General features: G+C 36.9%; 13 protein-coding genes. 5 read left to right on the top strand and 8 right to left on the bottom strand.

The window, feature by feature from the left end; all coding sequences use genetic code 11:
* Positions 1-28: 28 nt before the first annotated feature.
* Both I6F43_RS12240 and I6F43_RS12245 read right to left on the bottom strand, forming a co-directional pair.
* A complete protein-coding gene (locus I6F43_RS12240) occupies positions 29-1,462 on the bottom strand; it encodes a DEAD/DEAH box helicase (RefSeq protein WP_197102556.1) in 1,434 nt (477 codons plus the stop codon).
* Positions 1,459-1,977 carry a hypothetical protein gene (locus I6F43_RS12245; protein ID WP_182717741.1) on the bottom strand — a complete coding sequence of 173 codons (519 nt, stop codon included), beginning with the start codon at positions 1,975-1,977 and terminating at the stop codon, positions 1,459-1,461. Before I6F43_RS12245 ends, I6F43_RS12240 begins: the two co-directional genes overlap by 4 nt.
* Before the next feature lie 129 nt (positions 1,978-2,106).
* On the opposite strand from I6F43_RS12245, the gene I6F43_RS12250 reads away from it, so the two are divergent.
* Positions 2,107-2,322, top strand: coding sequence for a helix-turn-helix domain-containing protein (locus I6F43_RS12250; protein ID WP_331460611.1), 216 nt, complete (start codon positions 2,107-2,109; stop codon positions 2,320-2,322).
* A gap of 577 nt (positions 2,323-2,899) precedes the next feature.
* Here I6F43_RS12250 and I6F43_RS12255 read toward each other — a convergent pair.
* The 6 genes from I6F43_RS12255 to gorA form a co-directional block, all read right to left on the bottom strand.
* The gene (locus I6F43_RS12255; protein ID WP_182717743.1) at positions 2,900-3,331 is read right to left on the bottom strand and encodes an antitoxin Xre/MbcA/ParS toxin-binding domain-containing protein; all 432 of its coding nucleotides are present in this window, start codon (positions 3,329-3,331) and stop codon (positions 2,900-2,902) included.
* Between the two features lie 197 nt (positions 3,332-3,528).
* A complete protein-coding gene (locus I6F43_RS12260; protein WP_197102560.1) occupies positions 3,529-3,969 on the bottom strand; it encodes a hypothetical protein in 441 nt (146 codons plus the stop codon).
* A complete protein-coding gene (locus I6F43_RS12265; protein WP_197102562.1) occupies positions 3,966-6,086 on the bottom strand; it encodes a hypothetical protein in 2,121 nt (706 codons plus the stop codon). Before I6F43_RS12265 ends, I6F43_RS12260 begins: the two co-directional genes overlap by 4 nt.
* Positions 6,083-7,834 carry a hypothetical protein gene (locus I6F43_RS12270; RefSeq protein ID WP_197102563.1) on the bottom strand — a complete coding sequence of 584 codons (1,752 nt, stop codon included), beginning with the start codon at positions 7,832-7,834 and terminating at the stop codon, positions 6,083-6,085. Before I6F43_RS12270 ends, I6F43_RS12265 begins: the two co-directional genes overlap by 4 nt.
* A complete protein-coding gene (locus tag I6F43_RS12275) occupies positions 7,827-9,158 on the bottom strand; it encodes a tyrosine-type recombinase/integrase (RefSeq protein ID WP_197102565.1) in 1,332 nt (443 codons plus the stop codon). Before I6F43_RS12275 ends, I6F43_RS12270 begins: the two co-directional genes overlap by 8 nt.
* A 1,065-nt stretch (positions 9,159-10,223) precedes the next feature.
* Positions 10,224-11,588, bottom strand: a complete 1,365-nt coding sequence (gorA, locus tag I6F43_RS12280; RefSeq protein WP_197102567.1) for a glutathione-disulfide reductase — start codon at positions 11,586-11,588, stop codon at positions 10,224-10,226.
* 78 nt (positions 11,589-11,666) lie between these two features.
* Here gorA and I6F43_RS12285 point away from each other — a divergent pair, with 78 nt between their 5' ends.
* The 4 genes from I6F43_RS12285 to I6F43_RS12300 all read left to right on the top strand — a co-directional run bounded on the left by I6F43_RS12285 (position 11,667) and on the right by I6F43_RS12300 (position 16,598).
* A complete protein-coding gene (locus I6F43_RS12285) occupies positions 11,667-12,341 on the top strand; it encodes a DUF2461 domain-containing protein (RefSeq protein ID WP_121953553.1) in 675 nt (224 codons plus the stop codon).
* 86 nt (positions 12,342-12,427) lie between these two features.
* Positions 12,428-14,467, top strand: a complete 2,040-nt coding sequence (gene prlC, locus I6F43_RS12290) for an oligopeptidase A (RefSeq protein WP_197102569.1) — start codon at positions 12,428-12,430, stop codon at positions 14,465-14,467.
* Positions 14,468-14,606: 139 nt separating this feature from the next.
* Entirely contained in the window at positions 14,607-15,785 is a 1,179-nt protein-coding gene (locus I6F43_RS12295; protein WP_197102571.1) for a response regulator transcription factor, read from the top strand.
* Between the two features lie 57 nt (positions 15,786-15,842).
* A complete protein-coding gene (locus tag I6F43_RS12300; protein ID WP_010554084.1) occupies positions 15,843-16,598 on the top strand; it encodes a class I SAM-dependent methyltransferase in 756 nt (251 codons plus the stop codon).
* The last annotated feature ends 76 nt before the right edge of the window (positions 16,599-16,674 follow it).

The raw sequence follows: 16,674 nt of genomic DNA on the forward strand, positions 1-16,674 counted from the left end.
ATCTATTAAATATACGTCAGCCGTATATTTACTTTAATTCATTTAAGCTTAGCGAAATAGCTTCTTGTTTAAAACGCCCAAAAATATTAACGATTTGTTCGTAAGAGCGGGTTAAAAAGTGTGGTTCACTTTGCTCTGTAAGATATGAGCTAACAAGTACCCCATCATGAGCTTCTGGGTCGGTTATGTGTATTTCAGGTTTTAGATGTTTAGCTTTTTTGTCACCGAAAGTAACTGCATCTGAAGTAATTGCTGTTACATCATTCTCAATAGGTGGTTTCATCTTATCAAACTTAACAACATCCGCCTCAAAAGGGACGTCTTGCTTAACGCGATAAGCGTATTCTAAGAACTTCGGTTGTGCAGGCATATACATAATAGCATTTTGATTTTTAGATGGAGTAATTCTGAGAATTCGACCTAAAATCTGTCTGAAATGCATTTCTGTTTTTATATTTGTTAAATGGCAGCATACTTGAAGTCTTGGAATATTTGTACCTTCGCTGATCATGCCTACCGAAACAATCCATTTGGAGGAGCTGTGTCTGAATCGTTGAATAATTTCAGTAGGTTCACTTTCCCGATAAGTAACAACAGCACATTCATCGTTAAGGTGTGTTTTGAGTATGTTTGCGATTTTTTTTGCATGTGCAACTGAGCTGGCAACAATTAAACCGGCAGCGCTAGGAGAGGATAAACGAATATTGTTTAATTTTTTTTGTGCCGATGAAAGTATGTACTTAATAACCGCTTCATTTTCTATGACGCTTTGGTAGGGCACCGCAGATTCAGATAATAAGCTTTTGAAGCTATTAAATGTTTTAGTTTCCTCATCTTCAACAATAGAAATGCTGTTATTATCAATAGCGACAATTTGAGGTACTCTGCAAACACCGTCTTTAATCGCCTCAGTAAGGCCGTAGATATAATCACAAGAAATTTTATTGCTAGGATATAAGTAGTTTGAAAGGACAATTGGCGCAGTGTCAGACCGCCAAGGCGTTCCTGTTAGCGCCAATGTATAAGTAGCTTTGTCTTTAATGTTTCGTATTATTTGTTCACCCCAAGCGTTAGCATTTTCGATGTTTGAGCCTGCACAATGATGAATTTCATCAAAAATAACAAACACACGAAAGCGAGTAAATAATTGCCAAAAGGTTTTATCTAAGTGTTGCAAGCTTTGATAAGTAAGTGAGCGCCCTTTAGCACCCAAAAGCCCGTCAAAACGCTCTTTGGTTATTAATTGTAGGCTGTCACAAAAATCATTTGCGACGATAGATGCTGGAGCAAAACATATGACCAAATCAATATGTTTGTTTACTAACATCTGGTTTGCTAACTCAGAGGCCATAACGGTTTTACCCGCTCCTGGAGTAGCCAAAGCTAAAAAATGTTTTTGTCCATTTAGATACTTATTGAATGCCAGATTTATACATTTAGATTGCCAAACTCTTAACTTCATGTGTTTTGCTGTTTCTCTTGGTTAATTAAGCTTTCTATGGCTTTAATTTTTCCTAAAATTTTAGTGTTATCATCTCTAGCTTGGTTGTACTTATATTGAATTTCAGTGACTAATTCTGGGAATTCATCATAGAGTTCCTTATAAGCCTCCGTTTCTCCGAGGTTTAACAGTAGCTCGGCTTTATAATGATTTAACTTAGTCGTTAAAGATTGTTTAATGTCATTACAAAGAGTTATTTGCTGAGGATTATCAACGATGCACTCTATTAGCTTTTGAACATCAAATAGCTCTGTTTTAACAAAGCGAGTGCCTTTTTTATTACTAGATGATTTCTTCCTTAACCACCCTTTATTAACAAGCTTTAGAAGTTCAGCGTATAACTTCCGACGAATTATTACAGGGTCTAAAAAAGCATCTTTACTGATAGCGATATAAGCAGATCTGACATCACTTGTTGTAAAGTTATTAAAGTTGGGAGCTTTAATTATTTGAACTACCAAATTGTCTATTTTCAAAAGAAATTCCAAACTAAGTTAACCAAAAAATCGACTGCTCCGAAGGCGGAGCAATTCTAGGCCTTTTATTTGTGACAATCAAGCTCCGCTAACGGAGCAGGTTGGATCATGAATATTATCGGTAAGAACGTGAAAACAATACGGGAGAAGTTTGGTTGGACCCAAGAACAGCTTGTAGCTAAGTGTAACCTTATTGATTGGCAAATTAGCCGAAGTACTCTAGCTAAAGTTGAGGCTAATGTCAGAAGAGTGACCGATATTGAAGTTCTGAAATTGTCGACTGCATTGAATGTCCCTATTAATCATTTATTTGATACTAAGCGTGTTTTTGATCAGCAAAGTTAATTATGAAATTGAATTCAGTTATTGCTTTATTTTGAGTAAACCAGTCAATAAATTTTAATACTTATTGTCTTTCGAAATGAAAACCGTATCGAGGAAGTAATATCTAGGGGCTTTAAATAGTTGTATTCGTAAGTAATATGATATTACCTATGAACGTATTACTGCATGGCTATTTATCATATTCTAAATATTAGATCTGTCGAGACCTGCATGTAAAAGTGTGCGTCGTATTACCTAAGAAGAGCATTTTCTTTATTAATGCTGGAAAGCGGCGAAGATCTTATTATAGTTAAAGATGCAATAGGCATACGAGCTTAGCTATAGCAATCTTGCGTCAAAATGAGTTAATAAGAAAAATAAGTAATGATTTGTGAGAATGGATTGTTAGTGTAAGTATCACATGTTTTAGCGATTAAAATTGCAGGCTATAGATTGCTGGATATTGGTTAAAAAATAAATTCATCAATAGCTTTTTTGTATTCAATAGGAAGCTAGTCATTGTGGCGCTAAATCACTCCATATTGTCACTAAATGAGCTGATAGACATTTCTGGAAGTATTAGTTTGTGATCTTTACTTTATGCAGTAAAACCATAGTTAAGAGAATTAATTGTTTTTTTTATTAACTCCCGACCTTTAATTGATTTTAAAAAAGATCGTGGTGGTTTATTACTAAACTGTAAATTTGGAGTATCTAGCCATAGATTAAAACGATGTTCATTTTCAAAATAATCAATACAAATAGATGCTAGATATGCAATCTCAATTGCATTTTGACTCAGTGTGGCATTTAAAATTTTAGGCTTATTCAGCATCTTTATATTCGTACCAATAGCCTCTGAAATCTTTTGTATGTCCCAAGCTAGTTTACATCTAAATTGCTCAATACTGTTCGTATCTATGCCTAAGTGAATAACTTCGATTATATCTAAATGATTAGAATTAAGCATAATTCTACCGTTACTGATTAGGCTAATTAAATCATTATTAGTCTTTTGGCTTTTTTTCATAATAAGATTACCCGCTCTAGTTACATTTGACAGTATTATTAGGGGAGCACTGTTAACTACTCAATTAATTTTCAGCGAGAGTGGAAACCCATAAATAATATAATTTACTGCTTAGCTGCGAATAGATTAACAACTAAACTTACTTTAAAAAGTGTATTGCTAGCTCTTAGTAACTTAGCTTACTTAAAAGGTTTGAGTTACTTTATTTTTATGGTTTTATTTTTTTCGATGTTTCTAATTTGCAGTTCTAGTTCCTCTACGCGCTGGTGCATATTTCGTAAAGCATAGGATAGTTGGTGATGCTCTGCTGCCATCGATTTTACCTGTTGTTTTAGTTCACTTGCTTTATCACGATACCTAATTTTTATTTTTTTTTCTTTATTCATTTTTGCTTGGCAAATAGCTAAATCAGACAATGTTACTTCACTAGATGTTTTCCCTTTAAGAACAGCTATTTCAGATTGTATTTTTGACACAAAATCAGGGTAGTAATAGCAACTTCCGTTTCCAATATCAGCCTCTTCTTCTACAGCACGAACAGATAGTTTTCGGCTCTCGGAAATTCTTCTAGTTGCCCCTTTTAGAATCCTCTGTAGAGCAGCTTCTAATCTCAAGAGCGTGTTCTCTGATTTATTCATAAATCGATTACCTGCACAGGATGTTCATACTTTACAAATTTTATTTTAAATTCGTCCATGACTTTTTCTGCGGCCCGTATTTGAGTGATACAATGTGCAAATTCGTTACGATTGATATCGAGGCTTTTGTGCAAGTAGGCACCTAAAACCTCATGTTTCTTTTGCCACCATAGGGCTTTATCTAAGTCAATTACACTACCTCCAGTGCGGCAATCCACACAAAAAGCTGGATTAATAAGTCCATCCATGTCGCAATTATGTCCATTTTTACAGTAGCTATGAAGTGTTCCGTGGAGTGTGAGCCTTTCCTCCTTTACAAGCCTATATAAATTATCCCAATTACTATATATAACGGGCTTGTCGTTGCGCATTGCTACAATGGCCTTGCCATAGGTGCCGCCTAGTTGCTCCTCTCCATTAAACCAGCGATCTAAGTGTGCAGTAGTTTGTTCAATTTTAGCTTCGTTGAGTAAGTTTATTAGTTCAGTGTCTACACTAATATCTTTTATACGGCTTTCTATAGCGCCATTTACATACCATTCGGACATTCTTAATGAAAGATGTTTGAATTGCTGTTTAATGGATATAGGATGGCCGAGATTGTTACGAACGGCAAAACAAGCAAATGTTCTTCTGAATTGATGGGTAAGGAGAGGCCATGGCTTACCAAGCTCAACTTTGTCGTTGATTGAACCACCGTCTCTAGGGTTTAATTGACGGCATTCACGTAGATCAGCCTCACTCACAATAGCTCCAACTTTCTCAGAATATTTTTTTAATTTGTCATTCCATTTACTTCGAGTAATTAATATTGGCATATTTTTTCTTTGAATTTGACTAAGCCACAAATTACTCGAAATCTCTATTAACTTATCGACCTGACCGGGGTCACTACTGTGTGTCGCGACTTTGACTAACTGCTCTCGAGCACAAGCACTTAATTCAATAGCTAAAGATATTGCCTTCTCAGTAATAGGACTTGTTAACCACTCATCATGTTTAGCCCCCGCAGCCAGTTTATGTGTTGCTGCACTGACTGAGTGAAAAACTTGCCCATTAATAGTGCGAGTGAAGAAGCTATCCTCATGAAGCTCAAATAATTCACTTACTCGCATACCGCTAAATGCTCCTGCGCATATAAAACAAGCCGTTTGAAGTTTTGTACGCCATCTAACAAGCCAATTTCCATCTGCTTTGTGTTTAGGAAGTAATTTAGTCCCTGCTAAGTGTTGGGCGATTATTTCAGTTTGTGATTTGGGAGTAGCTTTATTTATTTCTTCAACATAACTTTTTTTATTTAATTCTCCATTTTTATCATATAGCCAAGTCCATCGACCTGTAGCTAATTTATAGTCGACTCTTGAGCGGCCAATATCATAATTTGACTGTAGGTTTCGCTCTAATTCAGCTAACTTTTTTCTATGTGGCCAAGCCAGTTCAACATCTTTAATTGCTTCACCATATATTTTTTCAGTTAATGTTTGAGGGATTGCTACTGTCTGTTTTGACTCAAGTTTATCCCTACAAGAGAGCTTTCTGGCTAGTTGTTTATAACTTTTATTTGGTAATTCTAATTGAAAAGGAAGCCAGTAATTTAGCCCTGATATAGCTTGTAAAGCAGTAAAAGAAAGTTCTAGTGTACGTCTACTAAAGTTTTGGGCTTTTAGGGTTTCTTCAAGTTTATACCACTTTTTATAATTGTTGAGATCCGTTATATTCCTGCCACTATCTTGTATAAGGCTCACTAAAATTTTTTTTAAGCCGGTGTTAAATCTGGAAGCTAGAGTTGATAGCTTACATTTTCGGCCTAAAATATTACCTTGAATGTATATCCAGCCATAAACAATAAGCTTAGACTGGAGAAGCAACTCAGGAGTATCAATTAGGTAGGTGAAATCAAACACTCTTTGGCTTTGGTCGCTACCTTTATCTGTAGCGTATGGGGAACAATCCCACTTATTATCTCCAAATCTTGCTCTGACTATGTCATATTTATCAATACAGGTTGGAGTATGGTTTAATTCGTCCCAATTATTTTTTTGCACTAGTTCAATAACATCAATAGTACTTTTATTGAGTAGTGAAGTTTCATGCGGCAAGTGAAGTAATGGTTTCATATAGAGCCCTTATTCATAATTACACTATCAATATCTAACCAAAGAGGGTGCCTTCCTTCGCTTGCTAGTCGTCGATGAGCGTCACGTACAACTTTGGGCTGCAAGCTTTTCAGGCGTAAGTTTATTTTTTCTATTGTTACAGCAAAATTCTCTTGATGATGGGTTTTATCAATGTGGAGGTATATAGATTCTTCAAGGCATTCTCTGAAACTCAATATACACCAAATATCCATAGCTGATTCGACAAGTACTTGATGGTCACAGCTCCAGCATTTCAATAAGTCAGCGCAAGCTAATTGTTCTCGATCGGAAATCAGTCGGTGTTGCCGTGCTCTTGCTGTGAATTTCTCGGCTTTATGGCCATCTGAATCCTTACAATAGCTTCCGTGAGCACTGCGGGTTGGGGGGGAAGCTCTTCTTACGTAAGCATCGTAAGTTAATACATCAACCTTTTGGGCTTTGATTACTTTGGCTTTAGCTGCTTCTACGCTTTGCCTATCACGAACAGTTTGTTCTAATGTAAGAATAGTATCTCTATTCATTTTGTCGTTTTCGTGCGGATTACCAGTCGAATATGAACTTTTAATAGTATTAGGAGTATTATCTAGAAGTATTGCAGCTTCTACAGGGCCTTTACGAGCTAATGTTAAATGGCTGCCAGTAGCTCGGAACCTCCGTGGGACAGGCCATAGTTTCTCACCTCGTTCATCTTGCAGTGGGAAAAATTTATTTAACCACTTCGCTTTAAAGTCATTTAGTATACACCCACTCATATTTTGTATTTTTTTCTTTCGACAGCTATATGCAGGTAGCAGTAGGCCATTAGGGCTAGGATCTAATAGTTTCGATGCTGTTAATAGCTGATTAAAAAACTGAGTCGCATACTTAGGGATCTCAAATTGGTTATTATCTCCTAGCTCAACAGTAATAGTTTTGAAAGCTCTTCTTTTAAACGCAGGCATTTGATACCAATTCTCAGATAGTGAATGACTACTTATTTTTGGTCTTTTAAGATTGTATAAAGTTGTGCTATTGCTCCAAGTATAATAACTAAGAAGAAATGTTGCAGTGCAAAATAACTTTGTTGTGCCACCACAAACTTCATATTCTTCACCTTTCCAATAAAAAGACATCGTACTTGAGTTAGAAGCCGCTTGCATATGGACAAGAGGCTCCTTAACAAACTGAGGATACAATTGTTTAAAAATGCTTCTTAATAGAGGTAGTAACTGCTTTAGATCTTGGTCACTGTATCCACGAGTTGGCGTACTTTGAGTAGTACCTGTGTGTAAGTGTGTAGGCATCTTAATATTAGAATTAAGCTCAAGCCATTGAAATAAAGTTGAGAGGTCGGCCCGCAATCGACTAACTGTACTATCCTTTATTTCACCTCTTCTCTGACGTACTGATAGCGCTTCTAGCTCTTTCACAAAGGCTTTTTCGGATAGTGGTACTAGTTTTATTTCTTGGTTATCACAGAAAGAAAAGTGTTTTCTAGCTGCATTAAAGATATTCGCTTTAGTTGAAGGGGATGCATCTCTCCTTTCTATTATTGCAATAAACAAGTTCTGAGCGATTTCATCCCGCTCTAATGGCGTTGCGTTACCCGCTTTTATTTCATGTGTTTTTGGAATACCTAAATATCTAAAACGATTAAAGTCTAAGTTAGTTGATGCATTTGCTCCATTGATCATAGGTACACACAGGTGTTCAACCCAAGGAGATATTAAGCTTAAATGCCTATTCATTTTCTGCCTCCTTGAGTGCTTCATTCATAATACTATCTAGGATAGATATCTTTTCTCTTATAGCTTCCTTACGTTTTAAATAACGAAGGTATTTCCAAACGGTAGATTCATTTTTATGTCCCATCCATGACATCAACAGACTAAGCGCATCAGCTGGCTCAATTCCAGCTTCTAGGAGACTATGCAAACGATAAGTTGCATAACTACACCTTAAATCATGGAATTTGTAATCAAATGAAGTTCCTGAATTAATAATTTCACGTCTAAGTTCTGAAAACCGAGAGCTCAGGCTACCTGGTAGCTGGGGATTACCTTGCTGACTAATAAATAATGGCTCAAATTTTTTAGCTGCTAATAAAGCGCTTTGAATAGAGTTACTTAAAATAGGTTTTATCTCATCAGTTTGCTCATCAAGGCTTTTACATTTTGCCTGCAGCTTGTTGAGCCTATTTAATCTTCGTTCACTAATTGAATAGTCTATTAAATCCGATAACAGCTGCTCTGTAATTTCAATAATACGTGTTTTATTGAACTTTGTTGGGACACCGTTATTAGGGCCTATTGTGATCTCGTAGTGTGTGCGGGAACTAAGGCGTTTTACAGCTTGGTTTAAGGCCATAAGAGTAAACCCTGCAGTTTCAGCTGCCCTAAGTCCACATTGAGCAGATAGCAAACAAATAAGGCGCATTTCTATTGAACAAGAATTTAGAGATAAGCCGAGAGTCCTCAAATGTGTTTGAGAGAGTGGCTTTAAACTTCTTATATTTTTATTCGTAGAGTCTCTGGGCACTCGTATACGTAAATCTGTAGTTTGTATTAAAAACTTAGGCATCATGTGTGCGAGTACATCATCTCGTCGGGCTTGAACAAATTCAATTTCAAATGGTTTATGGTTCTCGCTGATATCATAGTACTTTTCTCGTGCGGCCCATAAGTAGAACTGTATAATATGACTCATGTACGTACTTGCAGTTGAGTACGCAAGCTCTCCATTTGTAGCCTTTTCTAAAAGCTCATCATTTCTATACCTATAGGTTGGTTTTAACCCTTTTGCACGAGGAAAGTAATCCCAAGAGAGGTTTCTGGATTCTAGAAAACTCCAATAATGTTTTAGCGCCCGAGAGTATGAGCTTAAGTCTTCTAACCTTTTTGAAGATTTTAAATGTATGAACCAATTATTAACAGGCTCAATATATGAGTTGTTTTGATCATAAAGTGTTGGTATTGGGCCTAAGTTCAGGCCATCTTTAAATTCAATTGAATGTGCATCGAAGATGGCCTCACCACCTATACGCACATTATTTGATTCAAGAATGTATGCCATAGTTAGGCTCTTTTTTGGAAGTTGTGAAAAAACAATAACCATAGCTTCAAACTTAGTAACACTAATTTGAAAAAACCTGCCTGATTTTCATGTTGAGTATATGCCTGAAGAGTTAAATTTGAACTATCCATAAACTAGGAACACCTCGCTATAAAAAGAATGGCTTCGCAAAACATCAATTAATTTTGGTGATATTAATTCATTAATAATAATGCGTTAGCTATTTTTAGAGTTTTTATCGTACAGCTATTTATATAGCGTAATAGTAAATAATCAATACAAATTTATAGTGTTTATAGTTTTGGCTTGTTGTTTTTTTTATACTCTTGCGGTTTCAATATATATTGTTATTAAATAAAGAATGAACTCAATTTTTTTAACATAAAAGATTAATCGTAGTTTTATTTTTAAAGTTGATGATACGGAATTTGTTTTTCTTGTGAAATCAAATGTAGAGAGGGCTTTGTGGAGATTCTTTCAGTCGTTTTTAAAATATACCTAAAATTACAATACGTTACTTTATTTTTTAATGAGGTTATTTATCACATTTTTCGAAGGTGGTGTGATTTTTATTTTTTTTTAAGCATCTACAGTGTATGCGGTACTAGCGTTTAAATTTTAAAAAAACTTTAAACTATATCTATTGAAATCGTAGTATAACTTTTCACTTTTATTCAAAATAAAAAGTTTAAAAAGTGGTTAATTTTAGTTGGAATTTTATGCAAATACTTTCGCAATTTATCTAATTTTTGGAAAGGCTAAATATGTAGGAGTGTGCAAATAGAAAGTTTCTAGTGATAAATGGTTAGATTATACATTGGTAATAGAGGGGAGTAAGAATATACGGAGTTTATTTTTGGTTAACATATCTCTCTATAGTGGCAATCTGAAAATATTGTATTTCGGGAAAAATCAATATTTTTATTTAAACAAAAATTATTTGATGAAATAAGCCCTAGAGACTTGAAAGCTTTTTAATAAATATGAGTTTTAAAAAAGGCCAGATATTCATCTGACCTATGTTTATTTCCAGAATAAGAAAGGTGTATAGGTGAAAACCCTACACTAACCCCTCATGGTAACAAATTCTTCCGAGCCTGTCGGGTGAATCGCAACAACGGCATCAAAATCAGCTTTAGTAGCGCCCATTTTCATGGCAACGGCAAAACCTTGAATCATTTCATCAACCGCAAAACCAATACCATGTAGGCCAACTACTTTTTCGTCAGGGCCGGCACATACAAGTTTCATTTTACAAGGCTGGCGATGTTTAGTTACCGCTGTGTACATAGCCGTAAAACCAGATTGGTAAATTTTAACGTTTTCTTCGCCGTACTGAGAAATAGCTTCTTGCTCAGTTAAACCAATAGTACCAATAGGTGGATGACTAAATACAACAGTAGGAACTAAGCTGTAATCCATTTTTAAATCATCTGGTAGTTCTTTATTAAATAAACGCTCAGATAAAGTACGGCCTGCTTTTACTGCTACCGGTGTAAGTTCAATACCATTTTCGATGATATCGCCAACCGCGTATACATTTTTAGCTGTGGTATTTTGATACTCATCAACTTTTACAAAACCATCGCTGTTAACTTCTACGCCGGCAGCAGCTACATTAATTGCATCTGTTGTTGGCTGGCGGCCAATGGCCCAAATTACTTGGTCAACGTTATGAGTTTTGCCATTATCTAAATGTAGCGTTACAGAGCCATCATCTTCTTTAACTAATTTATGAGGTACAGATTCTGTATGAAGAGTAGGGCCTTCAGCAGCCATAACATCAACAAGTGTTTCAACTATGTATGGGTCAAAGTTACGAAGTGGAGAATGCTTACGTACAAATAAATGTGTCTCAGTACCTAAACCATGTAATACACCAGCAAGCTCAACGGCTATGTAGCCTGCGCCTATTACTGCAACGCGTTTAGGTTGCTCTTTTAGTTCAAAAAAGCCATTTGAATCGATACCGTGTTCAGCACCTTCAATATGCGGAATGCTTGGGCGGCCGCCTACTGCAATTAATATATGGTCGGCTGTGTAGTGCTCGCCGTTTACTTCAACTGTTTTATTATCTACAAATTTAGCAAAGCCTTTAATTACAGTAACGCCATTGCTAGCAAGGCCACTGTCATAACCTTTATGAATTCGGCCTATGTAGGCTTCACGGCTTTCTACTAGTTTGCTCCAATCAAAGCCTTTTACTTCAACATTAAAGCCGTAATCTGGGGCATATAAATTAATTGCTTCAGCAACCTGAGCACCGTGCCACATTACTTTTTTAGGTACGCAGCCTACGTTTACACACGTGCCGCCCATGTGTTTTGCTTCTATAAGTGCTACTTTAGCGCCACGCATTGCCGCTCTATTTGCAGAGGCAATACCACCACTGCCACCACCGATTGCAATATAATCAAAGTGTTGTGTCATTTTATGTCCTTAGGCGTTGAGTTTTATGCGCATTAGCATAACATTAAGTTTTAAAAATAAAGAGTGTTTAGGTGACCTATGTTTAGTAAAAAAACATTCGAATTTCTTGCTCAGCTTGATAAAAACAATAATAGAGACTGGTTTAACGACCATAAATCACAGTATGAGGAATACGTAAGAGAGCCCGCTTTAGATTTCATTAGGCAAATGCAAGCACCACTTGCTGATGTTTCTAGCCATTTTGTCGCATCAGATAAAAAAGTGGGCGGTAGCTTAATGAGAATCCATAAAGACGCGCGTTTTAGTAAAGATAAAACCCCATATAAAATTAATATAGGGATTCAATTTCGCCATTTTATGGGAAAAGACGTACACGCCCCGGGTTTTTACTTTCACTTAGCAAATGACGAATGTTTTGTAGGTGCTGGTATTTGGCGACCAGAATCAAAGGCGCTTAACGCAATTAGAACCTGCATAGATGAAAACCCAAATAGCTATAAAAAAGCAATTTATGATGAACAATTTAAATCTATATTTGAAATGTCAGGAGAATCGCTAAAACGCCCGCCAAGAGGTTTTGAAAAAGAGCATCCCTTAATAGATGAGCTCAAGCGAAAAGACTTTATAGCCATTAGCTCGCTTACTCAAAAACAAGTATGTAGCAATAATTTAGTTGATACGGTGTTAGAACGTTATAAAGTGGCCGACTCATTAATGGGTTATTTGTGTTTTGCTCTGGAGCAACCATATTAAAATTAAACAACTTAAAAGCGGCTGAGTTGTTTTTTTACTTTTAGACCCAATTTAAAACGTAATGCATTAACGCAAAGAGAGTATTTATGAGCAACCCATTAATTGGCCTTGAAGGCTTACCACCATTTTCAAAAATAAAGCCTGAGTACGTAGTACCAGCACTAAAAGACGGTATCGAGCTTTGTCGTAAAGCCATTGATGACGTGTTAGCTAAAGGCTCGTATACGTGGGATGACTTAGTATTACCCCTTGAAGAAGCTGACGATAAATTATCGCGCATGTTCTCCCCTGTATCGCATTTAAATTCAGTAATGAATAACGACGAATTACGTGAAGCTTACGAGCAGTGCTTACCGTTAATATCTGAATATTCAACATTTGTAGGTCAGCACCAAGGTTTATACAACGCGTATAATACGCTTTATAACAGTGACGAATTTAAAACGCTGACTACAGCACAACAAAAAACAATTACTAATGCGCTACGCGATTTTAAATTATCGGGTATTGCTCTGGCGGCAGAGCAGCAAACACGCTACGGCGAAATTAGCGCGCGTTTATCAGAGCTTGCCTCAAAATTTGGCAACAACGTAATGGATGCCACACTTGCTTGGCACAAACATATTACTGATGAGAGTGACTTAGCAGGCTTGCCAGAATCTGCTCTTGCACTTGCAGCTGATACAGCAAAAAGTAAAGAATTAGAGGGTTGGTTATTTACACTCGATTTTCCATCATATTTACCAATAATGGCTTACGCAGATAACCGCGAATTACGCAGAGAAACCTACACTGCGTTTTCTACGCGCGCATCAGATAAAGGCCCTAACGCCGGTGAGTTTGATAACTCTGATATTATGAGCGAGGAGCTTGCGCTTCGCCATGAACTTGCACAGTTACTAGGGTTTAACAGCTACGCTGAAAAGTCACTCGCGACTAAAATGGCCGAAACACCAGAACAAGTATTCTCATTTTTAGAAGACCTAGCAGCTAAATCAAAACCACAAGCAGAGCAAGAAGTGGCCGAGCTAAAAGCGTATGCTGAGCAAAAACACGGTATTTCTGAATTACAAGCATGGGATTTTGGTTACTACAGCGAAAAACTTAAGCAAGAAAAGTACGCTATTTCAGACGAAGTACTACGTCCTTACTTCCCAGCAAATAAAGTGCTTAGCGGCTTATTCGAAACCGTTAATCGCCTATTTGGTATTAGCGTAAAAGAAGTTACTGACTTTGATACTTATCACAAAGATGTACGCTTTTTTGAAATTGTAGATAGTAGCAATACTCTACGCGGACGTTTTTATCTCGATTTATATGCACGCGACCACAAACGTGGCGGCGCGTGGATGGATGACTGTATGGGTCGTAAAGTACGCGCTAACGGCGAACTACAAACTCCAGTGGCTTATTTAGTGTGTAACTTTAATAAGGCGGTTGGCGATAAACCTGCGCTGTTTACTCATGACGAAGTAACTACTTTATTTCATGAGTTTGGTCATGGCATTCACCACATGCTTACACAAGTTGATGCCGCGCCAGTGGCTGGCATTAATGGTGTAGCGTGGGATGCGGTAGAGCTTCCTAGTCAGTTTTTAGAAAATTGGTGTTATGACGAAGAAGCCCTGAGCTTTATTTCAGGTCATTATGAAACGGGTGAGCCGTTACCTAAAGAGTTACTTGATAAGTTACTTGCTGCTAAAAACTATAACTCAGGCGTACAAATGCTACGTCAAATTGAGTTTTCGTTATTCGATTTTAAAATCCATAACGATTACAAAGTGGGTGAGCAATGCCAAATTCAAGCAGTACTAAACGATGTACGTAGCCGCACATCAATCGTTAAACCGCCTGAGTTTAACCGTTTTCAAAATGGTTTTAGCCATATTTTTGCCGGTGGTTATAGTGCAGGTTACTACTCGTATAAATGGGCTGAAGTACTTTCTGCTGATGCATTTTCTAAATTTGAAGAAGAAGGTATTTTTAACGCTGAAACAGGGCAAGCCTTCATGCAAAATATTTTAGAAAAAGGCGGCAGTGAAGAGCCAATGGAATTATTTAAAAAGTTCCGTGGTCGTGAGCCAAATGTCGACGCGTTACTACGCCATAGCGGTATTGCTGTTTAAAAATTAATATTTAGCACAAACCAAATTAAAGCGCCTTAATGGCGCTTTTTTATTATTTTAAAATTATTATCTAATAATTTTTAGTAATTTCATCCTACCGTACTATGCTTTTAGCACACCTAATAAAATGGACTAAGGCATGGCAAAGTTGGTATTGGCAATTGATGACGACAAGTATGTTCATCATATAATTGAAGAGTCTTTAGCAGGGTTTTGTAAAATAATTCATGCAAAAGATGGCGATGAAGGATTAAGGCTAACCAATAAATACAACCCAGATATTATTTTACTCGATATTGAAATGCCAGGTATGTCAGGTTATGACGTATGTAAAACTATAAAGCAAAGTCAAAATACTCAGGATATTCCCGTTATGTTTCTCTCATCTAAAATAGAGCTAAGCGATCGGGTAAAAGGTTATAGCGTCGGCGCATCTGATTACATTACAAAACCTTTTAATGCAGAAGAGTTAATAGCGCGAATAAAGGTACTTTACGAATATAGGCAAAAATGCGCAAAACTAAAATTGGATATAGTAAAAGCGAATAAAACAGCTGAAATGGCAATGACAGAGTCAGGCGATATGGGGCGTATAATGCGCTACGTTGGACAAAGTTATCACGCTAATAATTTTCAATCGTTGAGTGAATACTTTTTTACCTTTTTTGCTCCTTTAAATTTAGATGTTGTGGTTGTGTTTTGGTATCAAGGAAAAGGTATTTTTTACAGCCAGCAAAGTGGTGTTTGCCCGTTAGAACAAGAGCTGCTTGAGCAACATCGAAATGCTCAACGATTTGTTGATATTGGTAGCAGCACTATTATTAATTACCCCAAAGTGTCCCTTTTGATAAAAAATATGCCTGTTGATAATGATGCTTTGTACGGGCGCTACAAAGATCTTTTCCCGCATATATTAGAAGTGACCAACGAGAAGGTTGTTACCATGGAAAGAAGCGAAAGCAGTTATGAGCAGGCAGCTCAAATAAGTACAGCCCTTCAAGACATTGTTAAGCAGTTAACTACTCAAAATGTAGAGCAAAACAAAAGTACTAAAATATTTATAGAACAGCTACATGAACTTGACTGCGCCATTAAGCTACAACAAACACAAGCAAATCCCGCGGATCTCACCTTATATATATCCCAACTGGATCAAACGATGCAGTTATTTGTATCGGCTAATAGTGATTTAGCCTTTATCAAATATCAGCTTAAACAGGTTGCCGAAAGCCGCAATGAACTTATATCTAATTTACGTACTAAAGCGGAAGCAGTAAAGGTTAATACTAATCATCATAGTGATATAGAGCTATTTTAGTGCTTTAAAGTAAAGCGGTTGATATACTACAGGCGTATTTTATCGTCGGAGTTTATTGTGGTTATTCAGTGTGCTTTTAAAGAGTTACGCCCTTATTTAAATGAATTAGAAACACGCTTTGGTTTAGCCCAATGGGCGCAAAATTGCAGTGGCTTTAGCTTACATTACGATGATAAAGGGTTAAGTCTATTTAAAACCGACGAGCCTAAACTAGGTGCAATTAACGTTGATTTTGTAACCGGTGCTGCTGCCCATAGGCGTAAGTTTGGCGGTGGTAAAGGGCAAGCAATTGCCAAAGCGGTGGGTTTAAATAAAGGCGCAACGCCTGTTGTACTTGATGCTACCGCTGGTTTAGGGCGAGATGGTTTTGTACTTGCCTCGCTAGGGTGCAAAGTTATATTACATGAACGTCACCCGGTTGTAGCTGCACTTTTATACGATGGTTTAAAGCGAGCCTATAGCGATATTGAAATTGGTTTGTGGATGAAAGAAAACATGAGCCTAATATTTGGCTCAAGTCATACTTTGCTCTCTCAATGCGAAAGCATGCCTGATGTTGTTTATTTAGATCCCATGTTCCCGCATCGCGAAAAATCAGCATTAGTTAAAAAAGAAATGCGCGTATTCCAAGAGCTTGTTGGTGCAGACAACGACGCTGACGACTTACTTGATTTTGCCTACCCACTTGCCAGTAAGCGTGTCGTTGTAAAGCGCCCCGATTACGCCCCATTCTTAAACGAAAAAACCCCAAGTATGCAGATCAAAACCAAAAAGAACCGTTTTGATGTCTATGTAAAGGCGGCAATGGTTTAAGCATCAAAACAAATCGACGTTATATCCCTAGAATTTACCCATGTAAGAATCGTTATATTGGGTTTGATCATAGGAT

The sequence above is a fragment of the Pseudoalteromonas sp. NZS71_1 genome (assembly GCF_015864305.1).
Taxonomy (GTDB): domain Bacteria; phylum Pseudomonadota; class Gammaproteobacteria; order Enterobacterales; family Alteromonadaceae; genus Pseudoalteromonas; species Pseudoalteromonas arctica.

Coding starts and splice junctions, on each gene's coding strand:
- I6F43_RS12265 (WP_197102562.1), bottom strand. CDS start 6,086: ATGAAACCATTACTTCACTTGCCGCATGAAACTTCACTACTCAATAAA.
- I6F43_RS12285 (WP_121953553.1), top strand. CDS start 11,667: ATGTTTAGTAAAAAAACATTCGAATTTCTTGCTCAGCTTGATAAAAAC.
- I6F43_RS12275 (WP_197102565.1), bottom strand. CDS start 9,158: ATGGCATACATTCTTGAATCAAATAATGTGCGTATAGGTGGTGAGGCC.
- I6F43_RS12240 (WP_197102556.1), bottom strand. CDS start 1,462: ATGAAGTTAAGAGTTTGGCAATCTAAATGTATAAATCTGGCATTCAAT.
- I6F43_RS12270 (WP_197102563.1), bottom strand. CDS start 7,834: ATGAATAGGCATTTAAGCTTAATATCTCCTTGGGTTGAACACCTGTGT.
- gorA (WP_197102567.1), bottom strand. CDS start 11,588: ATGACACAACACTTTGATTATATTGCAATCGGTGGTGGCAGTGGTGGT.
- I6F43_RS12260 (WP_197102560.1), bottom strand. CDS start 3,969: ATGAATAAATCAGAGAACACGCTCTTGAGATTAGAAGCTGCTCTACAG.
- prlC (WP_197102569.1), top strand. CDS start 12,428: ATGAGCAACCCATTAATTGGCCTTGAAGGCTTACCACCATTTTCAAAA.
- I6F43_RS12295 (WP_197102571.1), top strand. CDS start 14,607: ATGGCAAAGTTGGTATTGGCAATTGATGACGACAAGTATGTTCATCAT.
- I6F43_RS12255 (WP_182717743.1), bottom strand. CDS start 3,331: ATGAAAAAAAGCCAAAAGACTAATAATGATTTAATTAGCCTAATCAGT.